At 65.0% G+C, this 20,292-nt stretch carries 23 protein-coding genes; 14 read left to right on the top strand and 9 right to left on the bottom strand.

The window, feature by feature from the left end; genetic code table 11:
- Positions 1–83 precede the first annotated feature (83 nt).
- Both V5G24_RS06540 and V5G24_RS06535 read left to right on the top strand, forming a co-directional pair.
- Positions 84–962, top strand: coding sequence for a VOC family protein (locus tag V5G24_RS06540; RefSeq protein WP_394085384.1), 879 nt, complete (start codon positions 84–86; stop codon positions 960–962).
- Between the two features lie 237 nt (positions 963–1,199).
- Positions 1,200–1,951 (top strand): IS5 family transposase gene (locus V5G24_RS06535; protein WP_509292270.1). Its coding sequence is split into 2 segments (ribosomal slippage): positions 1,200–1,530 and positions 1,530–1,951, totalling 753 coding nucleotides; the frame shifts between segments, so codons are not numbered across the junction.
- Positions 1,952–2,102: 151 nt separating this feature from the next.
- Here V5G24_RS06535 and V5G24_RS06530 read toward each other — a convergent pair.
- From V5G24_RS06530 to V5G24_RS06520, 3 genes are all read right to left on the bottom strand, one after another.
- Complete coding sequence (locus V5G24_RS06530; RefSeq protein ID WP_394086108.1) at positions 2,103–3,119, bottom strand: ABC transporter substrate-binding protein; 1,017 nt, start codon at positions 3,117–3,119, stop codon at positions 2,103–2,105.
- A gap of 95 nt (positions 3,120–3,214) precedes the next feature.
- Positions 3,215–4,018, bottom strand: a complete 804-nt coding sequence (locus tag V5G24_RS06525) for an ABC transporter ATP-binding protein (RefSeq protein ID WP_394086107.1) — start codon at positions 4,016–4,018, stop codon at positions 3,215–3,217.
- Positions 4,018–4,863, bottom strand: coding sequence for an ABC transporter permease subunit (locus V5G24_RS06520; protein ID WP_509292289.1), 846 nt, complete (start codon positions 4,861–4,863; stop codon positions 4,018–4,020). The genes V5G24_RS06525 and V5G24_RS06520 overlap by 1 nt, the downstream gene beginning before the upstream one ends.
- A gap of 468 nt (positions 4,864–5,331) precedes the next feature.
- Here V5G24_RS06520 and V5G24_RS06515 point away from each other — a divergent pair, with 468 nt between their 5' ends.
- The 6 genes from V5G24_RS06515 (at position 5,332) to V5G24_RS06490 (ending at position 8,468) form a co-directional block, all read left to right on the top strand.
- Positions 5,332–5,637 (top strand): nitrile hydratase, encoded by a 306-nt coding sequence (locus V5G24_RS06515; RefSeq protein WP_394086105.1) that lies wholly within the window; start codon positions 5,332–5,334, stop codon positions 5,635–5,637.
- 24 nt (positions 5,638–5,661) lie between these two features.
- Positions 5,662–5,946, top strand: coding sequence for an SH3-like domain-containing protein (locus tag V5G24_RS06510; RefSeq protein WP_394086104.1), 285 nt, complete (start codon positions 5,662–5,664; stop codon positions 5,944–5,946).
- 9 nt (positions 5,947–5,955) lie between these two features.
- A complete protein-coding gene (locus V5G24_RS06505) occupies positions 5,956–6,561 on the top strand; it encodes a nitrile hydratase subunit alpha (protein WP_394086103.1) in 606 nt (201 codons plus the stop codon).
- Positions 6,562–6,659: 98 nt separating this feature from the next.
- Complete coding sequence (locus V5G24_RS06500; RefSeq protein WP_394086102.1) at positions 6,660–6,815, top strand: DUF5993 family protein; 156 nt, start codon at positions 6,660–6,662, stop codon at positions 6,813–6,815.
- A 10-nt stretch (positions 6,816–6,825) separates the two neighbouring features.
- Positions 6,826–7,383, top strand: coding sequence for a disulfide bond formation protein B (locus tag V5G24_RS06495; protein ID WP_394086101.1), 558 nt, complete (start codon positions 6,826–6,828; stop codon positions 7,381–7,383).
- A 113-nt stretch (positions 7,384–7,496) separates the two neighbouring features.
- Positions 7,497–8,468: a DMT family transporter gene (locus V5G24_RS06490; RefSeq protein ID WP_394086100.1), complete on the top strand. Its 972-nt coding sequence runs from the start codon at positions 7,497–7,499 to the stop codon at positions 8,466–8,468.
- Positions 8,469–8,546: 78 nt separating this feature from the next.
- Here the strand turns inward: V5G24_RS06490 and serA are convergent, their stop codons facing one another.
- From serA to V5G24_RS06460, 6 genes are all read right to left on the bottom strand, one after another.
- Positions 8,547–10,133, bottom strand: coding sequence for a phosphoglycerate dehydrogenase (gene serA, locus V5G24_RS06485; RefSeq protein ID WP_394086099.1), 1,587 nt, complete (start codon positions 10,131–10,133; stop codon positions 8,547–8,549).
- A 211-nt stretch (positions 10,134–10,344) separates the two neighbouring features.
- The gene (locus V5G24_RS06480) at positions 10,345–11,520 is read right to left on the bottom strand and encodes a phosphoserine transaminase (RefSeq protein ID WP_394086097.1); all 1,176 of its coding nucleotides are present in this window, start codon (positions 11,518–11,520) and stop codon (positions 10,345–10,347) included.
- A 273-nt stretch (positions 11,521–11,793) separates the two neighbouring features.
- Positions 11,794–12,204 carry a DUF3597 domain-containing protein gene (locus V5G24_RS06475; protein WP_394086096.1) on the bottom strand — a complete coding sequence of 137 codons (411 nt, stop codon included), beginning with the start codon at positions 12,202–12,204 and terminating at the stop codon, positions 11,794–11,796.
- A 202-nt stretch (positions 12,205–12,406) separates the two neighbouring features.
- Entirely contained in the window at positions 12,407–14,422 is a 2,016-nt protein-coding gene (locus V5G24_RS06470) for an acyltransferase family protein (protein WP_394086095.1), read from the bottom strand.
- Between the two features lie 96 nt (positions 14,423–14,518).
- Positions 14,519–15,160, bottom strand: a complete 642-nt coding sequence (locus tag V5G24_RS06465) for an NrsF family protein (RefSeq protein ID WP_394086094.1) — start codon at positions 15,158–15,160, stop codon at positions 14,519–14,521.
- A complete protein-coding gene (locus tag V5G24_RS06460) occupies positions 15,157–15,807 on the bottom strand; it encodes a sigma-70 family RNA polymerase sigma factor (RefSeq protein ID WP_394086093.1) in 651 nt (216 codons plus the stop codon). Before V5G24_RS06460 ends, V5G24_RS06465 begins: the two co-directional genes overlap by 4 nt.
- Positions 15,808–15,988: 181 nt before the next feature.
- On the opposite strand from V5G24_RS06460, the gene V5G24_RS06455 reads away from it, so the two are divergent.
- From V5G24_RS06455 to V5G24_RS06430, 6 genes are all read left to right on the top strand, one after another.
- The gene (locus tag V5G24_RS06455; protein WP_394086092.1) at positions 15,989–16,279 is read left to right on the top strand and encodes a hypothetical protein; all 291 of its coding nucleotides are present in this window, start codon (positions 15,989–15,991) and stop codon (positions 16,277–16,279) included.
- Between the two features lie 267 nt (positions 16,280–16,546).
- Complete coding sequence (locus V5G24_RS06450) at positions 16,547–17,092, top strand: phage tail protein (protein WP_394086091.1); 546 nt, start codon at positions 16,547–16,549, stop codon at positions 17,090–17,092.
- A 37-nt stretch (positions 17,093–17,129) separates the two neighbouring features.
- Positions 17,130–17,666 (top strand): phage tail protein, encoded by a 537-nt coding sequence (locus V5G24_RS06445; protein WP_394086090.1) that lies wholly within the window; start codon positions 17,130–17,132, stop codon positions 17,664–17,666.
- A 45-nt stretch (positions 17,667–17,711) separates the two neighbouring features.
- Positions 17,712–18,272 (top strand): phage tail protein, encoded by a 561-nt coding sequence (locus tag V5G24_RS06440; RefSeq protein WP_394086089.1) that lies wholly within the window; start codon positions 17,712–17,714, stop codon positions 18,270–18,272.
- Positions 18,273–18,287: 15 nt separating this feature from the next.
- Positions 18,288–18,815 carry a GNAT family N-acetyltransferase gene (locus tag V5G24_RS06435; protein ID WP_394086088.1) on the top strand — a complete coding sequence of 176 codons (528 nt, stop codon included), beginning with the start codon at positions 18,288–18,290 and terminating at the stop codon, positions 18,813–18,815.
- A 325-nt stretch (positions 18,816–19,140) separates the two neighbouring features.
- Entirely contained in the window at positions 19,141–20,106 is a 966-nt protein-coding gene (locus V5G24_RS06430; RefSeq protein WP_394086087.1) for a helix-turn-helix domain-containing protein, read from the top strand.
- The last annotated feature ends 186 nt before the right edge of the window (positions 20,107–20,292 follow it).

Here is a 20,292-nt window from a genome sequence, read left to right as displayed (position 1 = left end):
CCGCGCGGACCCTCGATCCATCGCGCGCAGGCCTGTGCCCCGGCGCGCAGGAGCCGAGGCAGAAGCCGGCGCAGGAGTTTGCCATGTCTGTTTCCACTCTGTCCCCTCCCGTCGGGCCGCACGCCGGCCTGTCCGCCGCCTTGCGGCTGGGCGCGGTTCATCTGCGCACGCGCACGCCGGATCAGCTCGCGGCCTTCTATGAGCAGGTGGTCGGCCTCACCCGCCTCGCCCCGCAAGCGGGCCGCATCGTGCTCGGCGCCGGCGATAAGGCCATCATCGTGCTGGAAGACGCGCCCGATGCGGTGGCGCCGCCGGCCCGTGCGCCGGGCCTGTTCCACACCGCCATTCGCGTGCCCGACCGGGCCAGCCTCGCGGTGCGGATGAATGTACTGCGAGCGCACGGCGTGCCGTTCGGCGCCTCGGACCATCTGGTGAGCGAGGCGCTCTATTTCGACGATCCGGACGGCAACGGCATCGAGATCTATCGCGACCGCCCGAGGGCCGAATGGTTCGGGCCCGACGGCACGCTCCAGATGGCGACGCTGCGCCTCGACCTGACCAACCTCGCCGCCGAAAGCACGGACCTTGGCCCCGCGCCCGCCGGGACGGACGTCGGACATGTTCATCTGAAAGTGAACGACCTTGCCGCCGCGCACCGCTTCTGGGTGGAGCTGGCCGGGTTCGACGTGATGGCGCGCTATCCCGGCGCCTTGTTCGTGAGTGCTGGCAAATACCACCACCATCTCGGCCTGAACGTGTGGCACTCGCAAGGCACGCCACGCGTTCCCCCCAATGCCGGCGGCCTGGACCGGTTTGACATCGCGCTGCCCGCGTCGGACCTCGCAACCCTCCGGCAGAGGTTTGCCGCCGCGGGGTCGACGCTGGCGGAAGAGGCCGGCGCGGTGCTTCTGGAGGATTCCGCAGGAAACCGCGCAAGACTGTCCGTCCTTGGCGTGGACTGACAGCCTTGCGTCAACGGGTCCCCATGCGAGCCACATGAGGCCGGAAGGTGCCGCCAGCTAGGGCATTTCATCGTTTCCCGGAAACGATGAAATGCCCTAATTCATTGCGTTATCGCATTTTCTTCACGCGAACCGGTGTCCACTTCCCTCGAAAATACTCTAGGGTTAAAACCCAATCAAGCTCTTGAGCTGGAATGCCTGTCGTGATTCAAACTTCCAATCGAAGGAGCTTGGGTCATGGCAGGCGAATTCTGGCTAAGTGATCTGCAGTGGGCCGCGATTGAACCGCACCTTCCGCGTAATAGGCCTGGTGCCCGCCGTGTTGATGACCGTCGGGTGCTAAGCGGTATCATTCACGTCCTTAAGTCGGGATGCCGCTGGCAAGATTGTCCCGCGTTCTACGGTCCACCGACGACCATCTACAATCGGTTTCATCGCTGGTCCGGCCGTGGATTATGGCAGCGCCTCTTTCAGGCGCTCATCGTCGTGACCCCGGATGACGTGCAGATGATCGACAGCACGACTGCCAAAGCTCACCGCTCTGCAGGTGGGGGAAAAGGGGGGAGGCGGCGCAAGCGGTTGGTCGCTCGCGCGGCGGACGCACCACCAAAATCCATGCCGTCGTCGACGGCTGCGGACGCCCCATCGCCTTCGAAATAACGGCCGGCCAACTGGGTGATGTGAGGGCGGCAGCCGTTCTGCTGGCACCGCTGCCGCCGGGACGTATGTGTGCCGCCGATACCGCTTACGACAGCAATGGGCTTCGCCAGTTTCTGGTAAATCGCGGCACCATGCCGGTGATTCCGAACAATCCAACCCGGAAACACCGGCACCCCTTCGACCCGGTCGCCTACAAGCAGCGCAACCTCATCGAGCGCATGTTCTGTCGCCTCAAGGATTTTCGACGCATCGCCACCCGCTACGACAAGCTCGCCGTGAACTTCGCTGCCGCCGTCACGCTTGCCGCTATCGTCATCTGGTGGACCTGATTGAGTCTGGAGCCTAGAGCGCGATCCTCCCATATGGAACCACTTGGTGGTTCCATATGGGAGGTGAATCGTCCTCTAACTTATTGAATAGAGGCGGATTCACTGCCCATAGTGAAACGCCCAAGGCCATCCACTATGGGCAGATCCGGCTCTAGGGCTTGACGGTGACCGGCGCTGCGCCGGCATCGATCTTGGTGCTGTCGACAGTCTCGGCCACGCTCATGTCGGTCGTGGTCTTCAAGTCCGGCACGCGGGGGAAAACCTTCAGCTGCCCGGCCAGTTTGCCGAGATTAAGATAGCGATCCATCTCCGCCGGCGTCATGGCGACGCGCAGCGCGTTCACGTCCTTGACCGCCCATTGCGGATCATAGGCCGTCGCCGTGGCGACAACATCGGCCGGCAGCGACTTGGCGGCGGCGGAATCGCGGAACCAGGCATTCGCCTCGTCATGATGGGCGGCGGCGTAAGCCAGCGCTTCCTTTTGCGCCACCAGGAAGCGGCGGATCACGTCCGGCGACTTGGTACGGAAGTCGTTCCGGGCGGCCACGACCATGGTCAGCGAGGTGTCGGACGCGATGACCTTCGCCAAGCCCTTGCTGACGAAAAATTCGATCCACGGATCCCAGATGAAGACCGCATCGACACGCCCGGCCGCGATGGCGTCCGACAGGTCGACGAACCCCATGTTGACCACCTCGACATCCGTTCCCGCCTTCAGCCCGGCATCGGCAAGCATGGCCACCGCCGCAAGATGGATCGAGCTGCCGACCGGCCCATAGAGCTTCTTGCCCTTGAGGTCCTGCACGCTGGTGATGCCGCTCTTGCTGGTGGCGAGGATCGCGCCCCGGAATGTGGATTGGCGGGCGACGACCGTGGTCGGCGCCCCCGCGGCTGCAAGGGCGATGGACGGCAGATCGCCGATGAACCCGACATCGATCGCACCCGAAACCAGCGCCTCGTTCACGGCTGGCCCGTAGGTGAACATGATGAACTCGCCCTTGAGACCGTTGCGCTCAAGAATGTCCGTCCGCGCCAATGTGTTTGCGATCTGGCTGCTGACGGTCGACGTCGGTTGCCAGCCGATCCGTATGGTATCCGCGGCGTAGCTCCCGGTTGCGCAACCAACCGCAAACAGGCTCAAGACAAAACCCCATGCCCAGCGCTTCATGACAAACCCCCTTTTTCAGGCACGGGAACTGCGTGCGTGGATGAATGTGCTGGACCGCAGGCGCCGCTGCGCGGGCGGCCCGTCATCGCACCGGCTCAAACCGCCGCCGCGACCTGGCTTGCCTCGTGCTGCCAATCCTTGCGGAGGGACTCCCACAAGCCGTCGGCGAGCCGCCGGAATTCGGGGTCGGAGCGGATATCGGGCAGTCTTGGGCGAGACAGCGAAACGTCATGGAGTTCGCGAATCCGCCCCGGACGCGCGCTCATCACGACGATGCGGTCGCCGAGGAAGACCGCCTCGTCGATGGAGTGCGTGACGAAAATGATGGTCATTCCGGTTTCCGCGGAAATCCGCGCAAGCTCTTCCTGGAGCAGGACACGGGTCTGCGCATCGAGCGCGCCGAACGGCTCGTCCATGAGCAGGACTTCCGGATCCACGGCGATGGCACGGGCAATCGCGGCCCGTTGCTTCATGCCGCCGGAAAGCTCGTGCGGATAACGCTCCTCGAACCCGTTCAGCCGGACGGTCCGCAACACCTCGCGGGCGCGCCGGCGCCGATCGGCCTTCGGCACGCCCTTCGCCTTCAGGCCGAACTCGACATTCTCCTGGACGCTCTTCCAGGGAAACAGCGCATAATCCTGGAACACCACTGTCCGGCGCGGATCGGGTCGGCTGACGAGCGCGCCGTCCTGCAGCACCTCTCCCTCGGAGGGGGCAAGAAAACCTGCGATGATATTCAACAATGTCGACTTGCCGCAGCCGCTGGGGCCGAGCAACATCAGCACCTCGCCTTTGCGAACCTCGAGATCGACCCGGGCCAGCGCCAGGGTGCCGCTCGCGTCATCGTGGCCGGCAAACCGCTTCGAGACGCCGCGAATGGAAATTGCGGAGCTTGCCATCACGAGACCGCCTCGGACCGCCAGCGCATCACCCGGCGCTCCAGCATCAGCATCAGGCTGTTCGCGGCATAGCCGATGGCGCCGATGGTGAGCATTCCGGCAAGGACGCTCGAGGTCATGAGCATCATGCGGCTCTGCTGGATCATGTAGCCGAGGCCGGACTGGGCCGCGATCAGTTCCGCCGCCACGACGCACATCCAGCCGACCCCCAGCGCGATGCGAAGGCCCGGAAAGATCATCGGCAGCGCGGCCGGAACGATCACATCGGTGAGGATGAGCATCGGACGCGCCCCGAGGCACAGCGCCGCGTTGATCTGGCTCTTCTCGATGCCACGCACCGCGACATAGGTATTCACGAACACCGGGAAGACCGCGCCGATGAACACCAGGAAATAGCTCGGGGAATTGCCGACGCCGAACCAAAGGATGGCGAGCGGGGTCCAGGCGATCGGCGGGATTGGCCGGATGACTTCGATGATTGGCTTCAGCACCTCGGACGCAAGTTCCGACCACCCCAGGAGAATACCGAAGGCAATGCCGACGATGCTCGCCATCGCGAACCCGGCGAGCACCCGTTGGATGCTTGCCCAGCTGTTCTCCAGAAGACTTCCATCACGCAGCAGGTCGATCAACGTCACGGCGACCGCGCTCGGCGGAGGAAACAGAAGCGTATTGAGGTAGCCCAATGAGGAAAGCGTCTGCCAGACCACGACCAGCGTACCCAGACCGGCCAGCCTGAGGGCCCATCTGCGCAACCGGCGCCAGCCCGACCACATGACGCAAGCCCTCAGGGGAAGAGATAACGATTCCGCCATGCCAGCCATTGATCCCGACTGAATGTGCATTCCTGCCGCCGCCGCTCAGATCGCGGCGTATTCGCCCCGCCCTCAAGCGCAGACCGAAGCCGGACTGCAAGCAATCCAAAATGCAATACCGAAACGCGCCCGCAACAGCAGGACTACAACTTAAGATTTCAGCGCACTGAAGCGCTGAGAAACCGGTTTTCCCTTACCCGACCGACAAGATCGTAAGCACACTGCATATTATTTTCAATCGTTGGCTATAAAACTATTGCTTCTATTTCAGGCATTATTTGCCACGATTATAGGCAAATGGAGCTACTCCGGCTACGTGCGAGGCAAAGTCGCCCGCGCCGGGCCGGGTACATCAATCTGGTGGCTCGGCCGCGCTGGAAAAATCAGCAGATGGTGATGAGGGCGCTTGTGGCCTCGTGTTTACATCCGGATCTCGATTCAGCTACCAAACCCAGGGATGCGCGGACGATCCGAATGCGAACCAAGGGCCCTTGAGACATGGATAATCTTGAGCGGGCGGCAACTCACGATCTCGGCGGCCAGTCGCGCTTCATGTGCCTGCCGGTCGAGAAAGATCCGCGCCCGGTTCAGCTGAATGATTTTGAGCGGCGCTGCGACGCGCTGCGTCTGGTGCTTGGTGCCAGCGGGATCATGACGGTGGACGAGCTGCGCCGCGGCATCGAATCCTTGAGCGTCGAGGACTATAATACGTTATCTTATTATGAAAAATGGCTGAGATCCATTATCCTGATCTTGGGCGAGAAGGGAATTATTGATCCGGACTTGTTTTTGAACATCGAATAGCGGCATCGAGAAGGAATGGCCTGCATGCTCGACCTTCCCCTGGACCGTGATGTCACGGTGATGGCCGACTGGCCCGAGGAACGTGGTCCCTGCCACGTGCGGACTCCGTCCTATCTCAGGGGCAAGCGCGGGCGGATCCTTGCATTCCTCGGCGCGTATGAGGATCCGGGCGATCTGGCATTCGGGCGGCCGACCGTGCGCCGGAAGCTCTACCATGTCCGTTTTTCCCTCGACGAGCTCTGGCCGGGGGAAGCCCAGGCGGGCGATTCCATCCTCGTCGAAGTGTACGAACACTGGCTCAAGGACTAGGAGCGCGCCATGGCCGAAACTGATCAGGACCCGCGCAGCGTCGTCATGCTGGATCGGCTCATCGCGCATCTGCAGGCTGCAGGCGTCGTCACCGAAGCGGCGCTGCGCGAGCGGATGGACGCTGCGGCTTTAGCTTCCCCGCGCAATGGTGCCCGCCTGGTCGCCAAGGCCTGGACCGACCCGGAATTCAAGGATCTCCTGCTGCGGGACGGAACCGCAGCCGCCGAAAGCTTCGGCTTCTATCCCGCCGGCGGGCCGCCGCTCGGCGTGCTCGAGAATACCCCGAGCGTTCATCATCTGGTCGTCTGCACATTGTGCTCCTGCTATCCGCGCTGGCTGCTCGGCTACCCTCCGCATTGGTACAAATCCTTTGCCTATCGCGCCCGCGCCGCCCGCAACCCGCGCGCTCTGCTGGAAGAATGGGGCATGCACTTTTCCCGGGAGACCGAGATCCGCGTGGTCGACAGCACTGCGGACTATCGTTGGATGGTCCTTCCCATGCAGCCACCGGAGACCCTGGGCTGGACGAACGAAGAGCTGATCGAGATCGTCACCGCGGATTCGCTCGTGGGCGCGGACGTGATCCGCTTCGACGCAGCGAAATTGAGCCCCTGAGGATTAAGCCACCGCTCACCCCCCAAGAGCGCTAAACTCTCGCTGCGGAATCGGCGCGCGGCGCGCACGGCCGGAATTGGCCCAGGGGGGCTGCGTCCATGATGACCTTGCCGTTTTTCGGTTTCTTCGTTGCGTTCGCGCTGATCCTCGCGGGCCAGCGCGTTCCCTCCATGCTGGTCTGGGGCTTGTCGCTGCTGGCGCTGCTGACGCTGTTCAAGATGCACGCCACCGATCCGCTCAACCTGGTGCTGTGAGGAAGCCGGCGTGACACCTTCCCTCTCCCGCACTCTCAATGCCCTCGGGCTGTTCGCGGTCTCCGCCGTATTGGCGGCGGCGTTCTTCGACCAGATCGTGTTCAACGACCTGCCCTGCCCGCTGTGCCTGCTGCAACGCGCCGGCTTCGTGGGCGCCGGCATCGGCCTCGCCCTGAACGTGAAGTTCGGCCCGCGGCCGAGCCATTATGCAATCATGATTCTCTCGGCCTTCGCCGGCGGCATGGTGTCGGTGCGGCAGACGCTGCTGCACATCATTCCCGGCGAGGGCACCTATGGCGATGCCTTCTTCGGCATCCATTTCTATGCCTGGGCGGCGGCGGTGTTCGGCGTGATCGCCCTCGGCGGCGCGATTCTGCTGCTGTTCGACCGCCAGTTCGCTCCGGAGGCGGTGCCCGGCCGCCCCACCCGCTTCGCCCTGGTCGCGGTGGCGCTCGCAACCGCGATGGCGTTGGCGAACGGGCTGTCGACCGTGCTGGAATGCGGCGGCGGCATGTGTGCTGACAATCCTACCTCCTACCAATTGCTCGATCAGCTGCTGGGAAAATAAGCGGCAGCTTGGCTATGGCGCAGGACTCATCAACGCTTGTGATGGGTCCTGCATCAAAATTCTCTTTTCCTGGCGTGTGAAATGCCTGAAAAGGCGGCACGCCAGGAAGCCCCATGTCCCCTCCGCCCATTCCCCAATCGCCCGTTCCCCACGCGCCCATGTCCCGTTCGCCCCTCGGACGGCTGGGCCACCGCATCAACAACGCGCCCTATCTGCTGCTGTCCATCACCGCCCTTCTCTGGGCGTGCAACATGGTGCTGGGCCGCTTCGTGGCGGGCCACATCCCGCCGATCACGCTCGCCTGCCTGCGCTGGGCGGGAGCAACGCTGATCCTGCTGCCCTTTTCCTATCGCCAGGTGCTCGGCGACTGGCCGCTCGTGCGGCGCAACTGGCTGTTCCTGATGGTCCTCTCGGCGTGTGGCATCGCCTGCTACAACGCCATGAGCTATTACGGGCTGCAATATACCCAGGCCCTGAACGGCCTGCTGGTGCAATCCTCCTCGCCCTTGCTGATCGCGCTCTGGAGCCTGTTGCTGTTTCGCGACCGGCTCTCGAAGGGCCAGATCGCCGGCATCATCATCTCGCTGCTGGGCGTGGTGGTGATCGTGAGCCGGGGCGACATCGACGTTCTGCTGCACCTCAAGCCCAATGTGGGCGATATCTGGATCATCGCGGCGCTCGTGATCTATGCCTTCTATGCCGCGAACTTGCGGCTGCGCCCGCCCATGCGCTCGCTGTCCTTCCTCACCGTGATCATGGGCATGGGCGCGCTGCTGCTCATCCCGTTCGCGCTGTTCGAGATCAGCCAGGGCCACGTCATCCATTTCAACCGCATGACGCTGTCCGTGCTGGGCTTCGTGATGACCGCGCCATCGCTGATCGCCTATATGGCGTTCAATCGCGGCGTGGAGCTGGTGGGCGCCAATCGCGCGGCGCCGTTCTTCCACCTCATGCCGGTGTTCGGCTCGGCGCTTGCCATCCTGGTGCTGGGCGAGCAGGTGGAATGGTTCCACGGGGTCGGCTATGCGCTGGTGATCGCCGGCATCATCACCGCCACCCGCGCCCGCGCACCCGCCCCGGCCTGACTCGCCGAACAGCAAAAAGCCGCCGGATGCGATCCGGCGGCTGTCTTATGCTTCAGCGTCCGCGCGTTTGGACAGCCCTCAGAAGGCGAGGCCCTTGGCGTGCTTCACCTGGGGCAGGGCTTCCACCTTGGCGATCACGTCGGCGGGCAGCGCGCCGTCCACTTCCACGAGCGCGATGGCATCCCCGCCTTGGCGATCGCGGCCGAGGGCGAAGGTGGCGATGTTTACGCCCGCATCGCCCAGCAGGCTGGCGAAGCGGCCGATGAAGCCCGGCTTGTCCTCATTGGTGACATAGAGCATGGAGGGCGCGAACTCAGCGTCCACCTTGATGCCCTTGATGTTGACGATGCGCGGGCGGCCATCGGCGAACACCGTGCCGGACACCGAACGCTCGAACGTGTCGGTGATGACGGTCAGGGTGATCAGGCTGTCATAGTCGCTCTCGGCGGCGCGGGTGGTTTCCTCGATCACGATGCCGCGCTCCTTGGCGACGCTCGGGGCGGAGACCACATTGATGTCGGCCAGCATCGGGCGCAGCAGGCCGGCGACCGCCGCGCTGGTCAGCGCCTTCACCTTCAGCTCGGCGACCGCGCCCTCATAGGTGATGCGCACGGTCTTGATGTCGGTCTCGGTGAGCTGGCCCGCGAACGAGCCGAGCTTTTCGGCAAGCTCGATGAACGGCTTCAGCTTGGGGGCCTCCTCGGCGGTGATGGAGGGGAAGTTCACCGCATTGGAGATGGCGCCCGACAGCAGATAATCGCTCATCTGCTCGGCCACCTGGAGCGCCACATTCTCCTGCGCTTCCGTCGTGGCGGCGCCGAGGTGCGGGGTGCAGATCACATTGGGATGGCCGAACAGCGGGTTGGTCTCGGCGGGCTCGATTGTGAACACGTCGAAGGCGGCGCCGGCCACGTGCTTGCTGTCGAGGGCGGCGCGCAGCGCCACTTCGTCCACCAGGCCGCCGCGCGCGCAATTGATGATGCGCACGCCTTTCTTGGTCTTGGCGAGGTTTTCCGCCGAGAGGATGTTCTTGGTCTTCTCGGTCAGCGGCGTGTGGAGCGTGATGACATCGGCCCGGGCGAGCAGGTCGTCCAGTTCCACCTTCTCGACGCCGAGGTCCTTGGCGCGCTCGGCGGAGAGGAAGGGATCGAAGGCAATGACCTTCATCTTCAGGCCGACGCCGCGCTCGGCGACGATGGAGCCGATATTGCCGCAGCCGATGATGCCCAGCGTCTTGGCCGTGAGCTCGACGCCCATGAAGCGGTTCTTCTCCCACTTGCCGGCCTGGGTGGAGGCATCGGCGGCGGGGATTTCGCGGGCGAGCGCGAACATCATGGCGATGGCATGCTCGGCGGTGGTGATGGAATTGCCGAAGGGCGTATTCATCACGATCACGCCCTTGGCGGTCGCGGCCGGGATGTCGACATTGTCGACGCCGATGCCGGCGCGGCCAATGACTTTCAGGCGGGTCGCCTTTTCCAGGATCTTCGGCGTCACCTTGGTGGCGGAGCGAATGGCGAGGCCATCATAATTGCCGATGATCTCGGCCAGCTTGTCTTTGTCCTTGCCAAGGTCGGGCTGGAAATCAACATCGATGCCGCGATCCTTGAAGATCTGCACGGCGGCGGCGGACAGCTTGTCCGAAATGAGAACGCGAGGGGCCATGGTGTGGGCTCCGGAATTGGGTTTGCGAGTGCGGCCGCGCACATGCGGCAGGCCGGGTCGTCAAAGCCCTCTCCCGCTTGCGGGGGAGGGTTGGGAGGGGGCTGGCCAAAGGCCGGAAGCGCTAAGAAAATAGGAGAGGCTGGCGTCTGCCCCCTCCCCCACCCTCCCCCGCAAGCGGGAGAGGGAGCCGATTGCGCTTAGGGGCGAACCCTCACGCCGCCTTGGCGAGCGAGCCCTTGGCGACGGCGAACGCCCAGTCGAGCCAATGGGTCAAGGCTTCCACGTCGGAGGCCTGCACCGTGGCGCCGCACCAGATGCGCAGGCCGGGAGGGGCATCGCGATAGGCGCCGATGTCATAGGCGATGCCGCCCTTTTCCAGGCCGGCGGAGAGCGCCTTGGCGAAGGCCGCCTGCGCGTCGGCGGGAAGGGAGGTCACGTCCGGATCCACCACCTTCAGGCACACGCTGGTGTTGGAGCGGGTGACGGGGTCCTTGGCCAGGAAATCCACCCAATCGGTGCGGTGCACCCATTGCGCGATGGCCTCGAAATTGCGGTTGGAGCGCTCCTTCAGGCCCGGCAGGCCACCCACCATCTTCGCCCATTCCAGGGCGTCGATATAATCTTCCACGCACAGCATGGAGGGCGTGTTGATGGTCTCGCCCTCGAAAATGCCCTCGATCAGCTTGCCGCCCTTGGTCATGCGGAAGATCTTCGGCAGCGGCCAGGCGGGCTTGTAGGTTTCGAGCCGCTCCACCGCGCGCGGGGAGAGGATCAGCATGCCGTGCGCCGCTTCCCCGCCCAGCACCTTCTGCCAGGAGAAGGTGACCACATCGAGCTTGGCGAAATCGAGCGATTGGGCGAACGCCGCCGAGGTGGCGTCGCAGATGGTCAGGCCTTCGCGGTCGGCCGGGATCCAGTCGGCATCCGGCACCATGACACCGGAGGTGGTGCCGTTCCAGGTGAACACCACGTCATGGGTGAAATCCACCGCCTTGAGATCCGGCAGTTCGCCATAGGGCGCGGTCATGATGCGCGCGTCGGCGAGCTTGAGCTGCTTGACGACGTCCGTCACCCAGCCTTCGCCGAAGCTTTCCCAGGCGAGCATGTCCACCGGGCGGGCGCCCAGCATGGACCACAGCACCATCTCCACCGCGCCGGTGTCGGAAGCGGGCACGATGCCGATGCGATAATCGGCCGGCACTTCGAGCACGTCGCGAGTGAGGTCGATCGCCTGCTTGAGCTTGGTCTTGCCGATCTTGGCGCGGTGCGAGCGGCCGAGCGGCGCGTCGCGCAGGGCGTCCAGCGTCCAGCCGGGACGCTTGGCACAAGGACCGGACGAAAAATTAGGGTTCTCCGGGCGGGTCGCCGGAGCGTCAGTCGTCGTCATGATGGCCATCCTTTCAGATGGGCGCTCCTCGTTGGGGAGGAGTGTCCCGCCGCGGGCAATAGGCCTTTCCGTCGCGCAAGGCAAGAGCAGCCGCGCTCACGAAAACTTTGGGCTTATGTCAGGATTGCTTCCCTGATTGTCCGTCGGGCGATGAATACATGTGCTGCTCTTACCTCCAGCGCGGGCACATGTCCGCGAAAAGACCCGCGCCCAGAGTGGGGCGCGGGGGTCCTGCGCGTGGGGGGTCCTGCGCGTGGGCTCGGTCGCCTAGCCTCAGCGCTTCAGGTCTTCGGGAACCTTGCCGCCGTTCTCGGCCAGCTTCGCCATCACCTGCTTGTGCAGCCAGATGTTCATGGTGGCGGAATCGCCCGTGTCGCCGGAATAATTCAGCTCGTGGGCGAGTTCCTTGCGTGCCGCGAGCGAGGAATCGAGGTCCAGCAGCTTCATCAGGTCGACGATGGAATGGCGCCAGTCCAGCTTCTCGCTGTTCTTGGCGGCAAGGCCAGTGAGGACAGCTTCCACGTCCACCGCCGGGGCGGCCGGGGCGGCGGGCGTCGCGCCGGGAACGGGAGGCGTAGCACCGCCCGAGGTGCCGCCGGGCGACGGCGCGTCAGCCGGGGCTACGGTCTCGGCCTGAGCCGAGTGGCCGAAAATGGCGGAAACGATCTTTCCAAAGATGCTCATCTGCTTCTCCTGCGTGCTCCGCCCAGAGAACGCCCCCGCTGCGGAATGGTTCGCATGCCGCCCGCCGAGCGCGCGATTGCGCGCAACGGACGAAACCAGCCTGTGCGACCATAGATGAACACGGCATGACAAACGGGGCATGACATTCGCGGCCTATGATGCCCGCATCCGTCATGGCGGCGGGAAATTTCCCGCCGCCCGCTCATTCCCCGGCCTGCGCCGCCGCCTTTGCCCCGCCGCCCCCGACGTCGATCAGCGCCGGCAGGCCGAGCAGATCGGCGAAACGCTCGCGCGTCGCCAGGGGAATGTTGCGGCGGAAATGATCGCGGTCGAAATACAGGAACTGCCCGTCGAAACGGGCCATGCACCCACTCTGGTCGCACATCTTGTCCGCCGGCACCGCCACCACCACATCGTCCCGCACCCCGCGCAGCGAGCGGAACATCGCATCCACGTCGCGCTGGTCCTGGCCGAACTCGGCCGGGGTGAGGCGGTCCACCTCGCGTCGGCAGGGCGCCCGCAGCAGCGAGCCGTCGTGGGCGGCGACGCAGGGCAGCGGGTCGCTCGCCCAATGGGGAATGTCCGCGAACAGGATGATCCTGCGGCCCGGCGAGGCGAGGCGCGGCAAGAGATCGAGGAAGGTTTCCCGCATCAGCCGCAGCCCCGCCTCGTGGCTGGTCGCGTCCCCCTCCCGGCGATAGACCGAATCCGGCATGAAGCCCCAGTTCGAGGCGAGCATCACCAGATTAATCTGCGGGTTCGCCTTCAGCATGGCGAGGGTGGCGCGATAGGTGCGCTCGCATTCCGGCGGCAGGCCCACCGGTTTGCGGCGCAACCCGTCCTCGGAGAAGATGGCCGGGCAGATGCGCAGCAGCGCCACCGCCGTGCCGGTCTTGCGCCCCGCGACATCCAGCAGATGCATCAGATGCTCGGCATGGCTGTCACCCCAGATCACGCCGCGCGTCTTGGCGCTCGCCCAATCGGCGCCGGCGACGCAGACGCTCGGCCCGCCATCCAGCGAGACCTGCTGCGGGCACGGCCAAGCCCACATGCGCGCGAGCGAGCCCAGATCCTCCAATTGCGGCGAGACGCGGCCGGAAATGCCGTCGGCGCGATAAATGCCGAAGGAGAGCGCGGCCATCAGCAGGCAGGCTGCGCTTCCCGCCAGCACCACTTTGCGCGCGGCGAAGCGGCGCACGCGGAACGGCTGTTCGACGAACCGCCAGGAGAGCCATGCCAGCAGCACGGAAGCCGCGAGCGCGCCGAGCGCCTCCCCCGTCCCCAGCGGATCGCCGTTCTGGTACTGGCGCGCGAACACCAGCACCGGCCAGTGCCAGAGATAGAGCGAATAGGAGATGCGGCCGATGAAGGGTAGCGGCGGCAAAGCGAGCAGCCGCGCGCCGAGGGTCGGGCCACGGGTCGGCATCAGCAGCAGCGCCGCGCCCAGCACCGGCGCCAAAGCGTTGAGCCCCGGAAACGGGCTGGCGGCGGTCAGCAGCAGCGCCGGCGCGATGATGAGGCCGAGGCCGGCGAGCTTCAGCCCCTGCGCCACGAAGCCGGGCAGCCGGGCGAGACGATCGCGCGCCAGCACCAGGGCGCCGCCCAGCGCCAATTCCCAGGCCCGGCCGAGGGGCAGATAGAAAGCGCTTTTCGCCCCTTCCGCCACCTTCTGCGCGGCGAGGGCGAAGCTCAGGCCCACCACCAGCGCGACCACCAGCGGCAGCAGGCGCGGCCAGCGCCTCGCGCCACGATAGGCGCCATAGAGCACCAGCGGCCAGGCGAGATAGAATTGCTCTTCCACCGCCAGCGACCAGGTGTGGAGCAGCGGCATCGCCTCGGCCGCGCCGTCGAAATAGCCGGTATTGCGGAAGAAGAAGAAATTGGAAATGCCGAGCGCCGCGAACGCCGCGCTGCGCCCGAGCACCGCATAGGCGCCCGGCGCGAGGATCAAAAAGCCCGCGCCCAGCGTCGCGGCGATCACCACCAGCAGCGCCGGCAGAATGCGCCGAACCCGCCGATCATAGAAATCCAGCAGCGAAAACGACCCGGCGCGCATCGCCTGGAGCAGATTGTCCGTGATCAGATAACCGGAGATGACGAAAAACACGTCAACGCCAATAAATCCGCCCGGCAGAAACGAAAATCCGGCGTGAAACACAAGGACAAGGGAAACCGCGATCGCCCTTATGCCGTCGATATCGGCCCTATACTGATTCATGAAGGGGCAACCCGCGGAACGCCGAGGGGTGCTTTTATCCCCCGCGCGCCCGCCGCACAATAGCGCCCGCAGGCGCCGCGCCGCTAACGCGCACCCTCACCAGCGCAGCATGCGCGGCCCCATGAGCCAGCCGAAGGCGGTGACGGCGGCAATGCCAGCCACGTACCACACGCCCACATAGACCGGCGTGTCGTTGAGGCAGTAGGCGGCATAGGCCAGCGCGCCGAGCCCGCCCGCGCACAAGCCTGTGAGCGCTCCGCAATAGCGCAGATGCGTCGGCGCCCCCTCGCGCACCACCAAGGTAAGCGCGACCAATGGCAAGGCCGAAAGCAGGGGAATGGACAGCAGGCACACCGGCCATTCGTAAAACAGCACGGTGGCGCGCCAGGAGGCGAGCGGAAGCCGCGCCAGCTCCAGCGCGCCGAGCATCCACAGCAGCACCAGCGGCACGCAGAGCAGGCCGAGCGGCACCGGATCCGCCGCCCCCGCGCGCGCGCCCTTCCGCAGGCCCCAGAGCGCGATCGCCACCAGCGTCACCAGGAAGCCGATTTTCATGGCGAAGCCGGCGGAGACCATGGCCTCCATCAGGTCCGCGCGCAGGCCCAAGGCGACGATCACGGCGGCGGTTGCGGCGGCGAACGACATGAGAAGCGCCGCCAGCGCCTGGCGATCCTGCCGATGCGGATCGACCGGCTCGACGCGCGTGGCGAGAAAGTCGATCAGGTCGTCGGTATTCATGGGCGTGCCTCCGAAAGGATGGCGGCGAGCTTTTTCATGCCGCGATGAATGCTGACCTTGATGGCGGCATCGGACATGCCCGTGCGGGCTGCCGCCTCGGCGATGCTGAGGCCCTCGAGCTTCACGTATTCGATGGGCAGGCGGAAGTTGTTCGGCAAGCTCGCCAGCGCCTTTCGCAGCTCGCGCGCCGTATCAATGCCCTCATATCCATCCTGTGCCGCCACATGCTCCGCATCCTCGATGGGCAGATGTGAGAATGATCGGTGCCGGGCGCGCAGGAAATCAATCAATTTGTAGCGCGCGATCCCATAGATCCATGCCAGCACGGGGGATCCGGGCAGATAGGCTTGCCGGCGCGTATGGATCACCAAGAGTGTGTCCTGGAGCAGATCCTCGGCTGCATCCAACCCATGGCCATAGCGCGAAAGCTGGCGGCGAAAATAGGCGCGCAGATGCGTCGAGGCCTGGCGCAGCAGGTCGTGATGCGCCTGTGCGTCGCCGGCCTGGCTGGCAATCATCAAGTGATCAAGATCCACATCGGCGCTCTGCATGCTGTCCTCATTTACGAGGACTTCGCAGCGGCACCGCGCTTCGTTACCGACATGACCATCACGAACCCGCGAGACGACTGCGGGTTTAGCGCCCATGCCTCGCCAAAAAGGCCCGCGAGCGCACGTGATCCGTGAAATTTCCGCAAAAGGTTACAGGCAAACATCTCACATGAGATTGAATTTGATTTTATCTGTACCTGTAACTGAAAGAGCACGGGCAACGGAATAGGGAGTGTAACCCACGAACACTAACCCACTAACACTTGGAGACACTTCGATGAACAAGTTCTCTTTCCCCCTGCTCGCGCTCGGTGCCGCCATCCTGTTCGCTGGCGCCGCGCGCGCCGACGAATATGAAGCCGCCATGATCAAGGAGAATTACTCGGTCGCCGCGCAGTCCGCCGCGAGCGTCGGCGAGATGCGCGGCACCGACACCGCCCTCGGCTATGGCGTGACCGCCGCACCGCATGGCGCGACCCATATCTTCGCCGAGCCCGAGACCCACGCGCTGTCGCAGAAGGACGCGCTGTTCCTCTCGCAGGGCGACCGCGGCATCGGCAACAACTGATCCCTCCACACCGCGCCCCGGCGGGGGGTTCGTCCCCCGCCCGAAATGCCGAAACCCACGCCCGCGACGCCGATCGCGGGCGCATTCATTTCTGCCGACATTGCGGGGCGGAACATGCCTTGCGCACGAATCGCACACGGCGAATGCAACCGCGCGAGCCACACAGGTTGCAAAACAGAAGCACACACTTAAAAGTGGTTGCTGTTGCCATGAAATGCTGCCTAGAGTTGCAAACACCGCAACGAGAACATTTCGCCGGAGGCGCCAATGAGCGATTTTTATCTGGGTGAAATCCGCATTTTTCCCTACGACCGAATCCCCTACGGATGGGCGAAATGCGAAGGCCAGCTGATGCAGGTGCAGCAAAATCAGGCGCTGTTCACACTGCTGGGCAACCGGTTCGGAGGCGACGGCCGCGCCAACTTCGCCCTGCCGGACCTGCGCGGACGGGTGCCCGTGTATTTCAATACCCAGCCCCTGGCTGACCGCATCACCGTTGCGCTCAACACGCCCATGGGGGTGGAAACCGTCACGCTCACGCAGGCCGAGCTGCCGGCGCATACCCATCTCTATTGCGTCTCAACCCAGCAGGGCACGGTGAACGCGCCGAACAACGCGGTGTTCGCCCAGGTCACCCAGGTCGACGCGAGCAAGCCGCAGGCCAATTATTACGGCGCCGCGACACAGCTGACTGCCGTGAAGGCCGACGCCATTCGCAATGAGGGCGGCAACGGCGCCCACCTGAACATCCAGCCTTCGCTCGCATTCAATCTCTGCATCGCGACCCAGGGCCTTTATCCCCCGCGCCCCTGATCCGCCGTGACGTGCTCTTCAAGGAAAGGATAGAAGCATGGCTGAATATTATATCGGCGAGATCCGCATGTTCGCCGGCCTGAAGCCGCCCAGTGGCTGGGTTTTCTGCGATGGAACGACGCTTCCGATCTCCGGAAACGAAGCGCTCTTCACGCTGCTCGGCACGGTCTATGGCGGCGACGGCAGAGTCAATTTCATGCTGCCCAAAATGAACGGCCGCGTCCCGCTCGGCACGGGCCATGGGACGAACCTCTCGACCTATACCCTCGGGCAGGCCGTGGGCGCCGAGAGCGTGGCGCTCACCAACGCCACGATGCCGACCCACAACCACCCGCTGCAAGCCAGCACCGGGCCGGGAACAAGCCGCGCGCCAGGCCCCGATCTGACCTTTGCCACCATCCCATCTCCCTTCGTCCCCTATACCAACCCGCCCGCGGGCGCCGCCACCACCGATGACGACTTCGCCAGCGTCGCGATCTCAGTCTCCGGCGGCGGCGCGCCGCATTCCAACCTCATGCCGGTGCTCGGCATCAATTACATCATCGCTTTGCGCGGGATCTTTCCGTCGGGATAATAACTCTCAGAAGTTCGTGGAAAATTCAAGAACGGGAGCGGCGACATGGACGGATATATTGGTGAAGTCCGCATTTTTTCAACAAATTACGTGCCACAGAACTGGATGTCCTGCGACGGGCAATTGTTGCAGGTGCGTGAATTCCAGGCGCTATTCACCATCCTCGGCAATACCTATGGTGGCGACGGAAGGAACGATTTCCGCCTTCCGGATCTGCGCGGCAGCGCCGCCGTCTGTACCGGCGTATCTGCCGGTGCCACGCAGACCTTTCAGCGAGGCACCCGCGCGGGCGCACCCGCGATCGCGCTCAATGAGACGCAGATGCCCGCCCACAATCACCTGACACACCGGGTGAACGTGTCCGGCAACATCGCCAACAAGACTGCGGGGCCGAGCAGCACCAGCTATCCCGCCGCCGTCACATTGCCGACGGGAACCACCAGCACCAACTGGCCGGCGCTCCAGACGCCCGCCAATCCCGACACCACGCTCGACTTCAGCACCATTTCCCCGGCCGGCGGCGGCGGCGCCCATCTCAATGTGCAGCCGGTGCTGTCCTTCATCTTCTGCATCTGCAACGAAGGCGAATATCCGGTCCCGGACTGAGCCGGCGCGCGCCCCATGACCGCGGGTACATTCGCCTTGCCGCCCGGCGTGCAGCAGCGCGCCGTGCGTGCGGAGGACCGGGCCTTCCTGGAAGACCTGTTCATCGGCGTTCGGCGCGACACGCTGGCCGCGGCGGGTTGGCCGGAGGCGCAATTGCGCGCCTTCTTGGCCGACCAGTACCGCTTTCAGCAACATCATTACGCAATCCATTATCCGGGCGCCGCGCAGATGATCATCGCGCGGGATGCCCGCCCCATCGGCCTGCTGCATCTCTTCGCGACGCCGCACGACCTGCGCGTGGTGGACATCACGCTTCATCCCGAAAACCGCAATGCCGGGCTCGGCTCCGCGCTGCTGCGCGCTGTCTGCGCGCAGGCGGCGGACGAGGGCCGCACGGTGAGCCTGCATGTGGCGATCGGAAACCCGGCCTGCCGGCTCTATCAGCGCCTCGGATTTCGGGCGGTCGATCCGGGCGACGGGGTCTATCAGAAGATGGTCTGGCCGGCCCCGCCCGCGCATCCCGGTGCCGAACTTCGGGGCTGATCGGCATTCAGAGGCGCGACATATCGGTACGGCGTCCAAGCACCAGCACAGTCTTCAGCGGCGGACGAGCGCGCGGCTCTCTCGCAAAAAAGCCAATGAAACCGAGATGATGGTCCAGATCCGCCAGATCCCGGCGCAAGCAGACCCCTTCTTTTATTGAAAAAACCCCGCACAGGATCCAGCAACGCACCGCCCGGAACGATCGGCCGATTGCCGTCCGTGGGTTGACACGTCGCGTTCGCCGATGGTTCATTTGCCGCAACCGCATCGTCATAATGTCCCTCTGGAAGGACATCGGAATGCGGATGGGAACGCGAGGCGGGTGATGAGCGAGCGTTGCGACGCCTATCATGCGGACAGGGTGTTTTCCACCCTGCGCGACGATGGGGCGACGGCACGTTCCGCAATTGCCGCTTCCTGGTCCCGGTCCCTGGTCCATTACGGGCTCGACCCCGCCAACGGGCGACCTCCGCGGCGATTGTCCCAAGGGGAATTTGCCCGCGCGTTCGAGCAGCTCGACCTGCTCGCCGGCCTCGCCGGGGGGGAATTGGACCGGCTGTTCCACATGGCCGGGGAAGCCGGCTGCTGCGTGATGCTCACCGACGCCGATGCGGTTCCCTTGGTCCGTCGCGGGGCGTCCGGCGACGATGTCGATTTCCGCCGGCTCGGCCTGTGGACCGGCATGGTGTGGAGCGAAGCCAGCGAGGGCACCAACGGCATCGGCACCTGTCTTGCGGAAGCGCGCGCCCTGACCGTCCACCGCGAGCAGCATTTCCTGGCCCGCAATATCGGGCTCAGCTGCACGGTGGCCCCCATATGGGACGCCCAAGGTCGCCTGGCGGCGGCGCTCGATGTCTCCACCTGTCGGTCGGACCTCACCCCGGCCTTGCTGAAGCTGATCGCCGCCGCGACCGTGGAGGCCGCGCAGCGGATCGAGCAGCGCCATTTCCGCGCCGCCTTCAGCCATGCGCGGATCCTGGTGGCGGATGATGATCGCGGGCCAAGGGGCCTGCTGGCGGTGGACCGGGAGGATCTGGTGATCGGCGCCAGCCGGTGCGCGCGCCTGGCCTTCGGCTTGACCGAGCAGCGGCTCGCGACGCCCTTTCCCGCCGACGATCTGCTCGGCCGTCAGGAGCGGGCGGACGATTTCAGCGCCGGCGAGCGCGGCGTGGTCCAGCGCGCCATGGCCCGGGCGCGCGGCAATGTCTCGGCGGCGGCCCGCATGCTCGGCATCTCGCGCGCCACGCTGCACCGCAAACTGTCCCGCCTCCAGCTCGACCGTCCCCATTGAGGGCCGGCACCTGTCGCATTCCTGCGACAGGTCGGGGCCGGGAAATGGCCCGCTTCCGCTGACAGCGGCAAATCCTTGCCCGATCCTCCGCAGACCTTGCCGCGCGGCAAGCGGCGGGTGCTCGCCGGTTCGGAACGCCCGGCGCTCCGCCTCCCGGCGCGCCTCGCTCCCGCAACGAAGAGATGG

This window comes from Roseixanthobacter finlandensis (assembly GCF_043195105.2).
Taxonomy (GTDB): Bacteria; Pseudomonadota; Alphaproteobacteria; order Rhizobiales; family Xanthobacteraceae; genus NCEH01.
Note: the sequence above shows the minus strand (reverse complement) of the source record. Positions and strands in the feature narration are given on the sequence as shown.

What these genes read in the sequence shown, in the direction of transcription:
- V5G24_RS06515 (WP_394086105.1), top strand. Translation starts at nt 5,332, where the DNA reads ATGGATAATCTTGAGCGGGCGGCAACTCACGATCTCGGCGGCCAGTCG.
- V5G24_RS06540 (WP_394085384.1), top strand. Translation starts at nt 84, where the DNA reads ATGTCTGTTTCCACTCTGTCCCCTCCCGTCGGGCCGCACGCCGGCCTG.
- V5G24_RS06470 (WP_394086095.1), bottom strand. Translation starts at nt 14,422, where the DNA reads ATGAATCAGTATAGGGCCGATATCGACGGCATAAGGGCGATCGCGGTT.
- V5G24_RS06455 (WP_394086092.1), top strand. Translation starts at nt 15,989, where the DNA reads ATGAACAAGTTCTCTTTCCCCCTGCTCGCGCTCGGTGCCGCCATCCTG.
- V5G24_RS06500 (WP_394086102.1), top strand. Translation starts at nt 6,660, where the DNA reads ATGATGACCTTGCCGTTTTTCGGTTTCTTCGTTGCGTTCGCGCTGATC.
- V5G24_RS06475 (WP_394086096.1), bottom strand. Translation starts at nt 12,204, where the DNA reads ATGAGCATCTTTGGAAAGATCGTTTCCGCCATTTTCGGCCACTCGGCT.
- V5G24_RS06460 (WP_394086093.1), bottom strand. Translation starts at nt 15,807, where the DNA reads ATGGGCGCTAAACCCGCAGTCGTCTCGCGGGTTCGTGATGGTCATGTC.
- V5G24_RS06445 (WP_394086090.1), top strand. Translation starts at nt 17,130, where the DNA reads ATGGCTGAATATTATATCGGCGAGATCCGCATGTTCGCCGGCCTGAAG.
- V5G24_RS06490 (WP_394086100.1), top strand. Translation starts at nt 7,497, where the DNA reads ATGTCCCCTCCGCCCATTCCCCAATCGCCCGTTCCCCACGCGCCCATG.
- V5G24_RS06520 (WP_509292289.1), bottom strand. Translation starts at nt 4,863, where the DNA reads ATGCACATTCAGTCGGGATCAATGGCTGGCATGGCGGAATCGTTATCT.
- V5G24_RS06480 (WP_394086097.1), bottom strand. Translation starts at nt 11,520, where the DNA reads ATGACGACGACTGACGCTCCGGCGACCCGCCCGGAGAACCCTAATTTT.
- V5G24_RS06450 (WP_394086091.1), top strand. Translation starts at nt 16,547, where the DNA reads ATGAGCGATTTTTATCTGGGTGAAATCCGCATTTTTCCCTACGACCGA.
- V5G24_RS06525 (WP_394086107.1), bottom strand. Translation starts at nt 4,018, where the DNA reads ATGGCAAGCTCCGCAATTTCCATTCGCGGCGTCTCGAAGCGGTTTGCC.
- V5G24_RS06435 (WP_394086088.1), top strand. Translation starts at nt 18,288, where the DNA reads ATGACCGCGGGTACATTCGCCTTGCCGCCCGGCGTGCAGCAGCGCGCC.
- V5G24_RS06505 (WP_394086103.1), top strand. Translation starts at nt 5,956, where the DNA reads ATGGCCGAAACTGATCAGGACCCGCGCAGCGTCGTCATGCTGGATCGG.
- V5G24_RS06430 (WP_394086087.1), top strand. Translation starts at nt 19,141, where the DNA reads ATGAGCGAGCGTTGCGACGCCTATCATGCGGACAGGGTGTTTTCCACC.
- V5G24_RS06465 (WP_394086094.1), bottom strand. Translation starts at nt 15,160, where the DNA reads ATGAATACCGACGACCTGATCGACTTTCTCGCCACGCGCGTCGAGCCG.
- V5G24_RS06440 (WP_394086089.1), top strand. Translation starts at nt 17,712, where the DNA reads ATGGACGGATATATTGGTGAAGTCCGCATTTTTTCAACAAATTACGTG.
- V5G24_RS06510 (WP_394086104.1), top strand. Translation starts at nt 5,662, where the DNA reads ATGCTCGACCTTCCCCTGGACCGTGATGTCACGGTGATGGCCGACTGG.
- V5G24_RS06530 (WP_394086108.1), bottom strand. Translation starts at nt 3,119, where the DNA reads ATGAAGCGCTGGGCATGGGGTTTTGTCTTGAGCCTGTTTGCGGTTGGT.
- serA (WP_394086099.1), bottom strand. Translation starts at nt 10,133, where the DNA reads ATGGCCCCTCGCGTTCTCATTTCGGACAAGCTGTCCGCCGCCGCCGTG.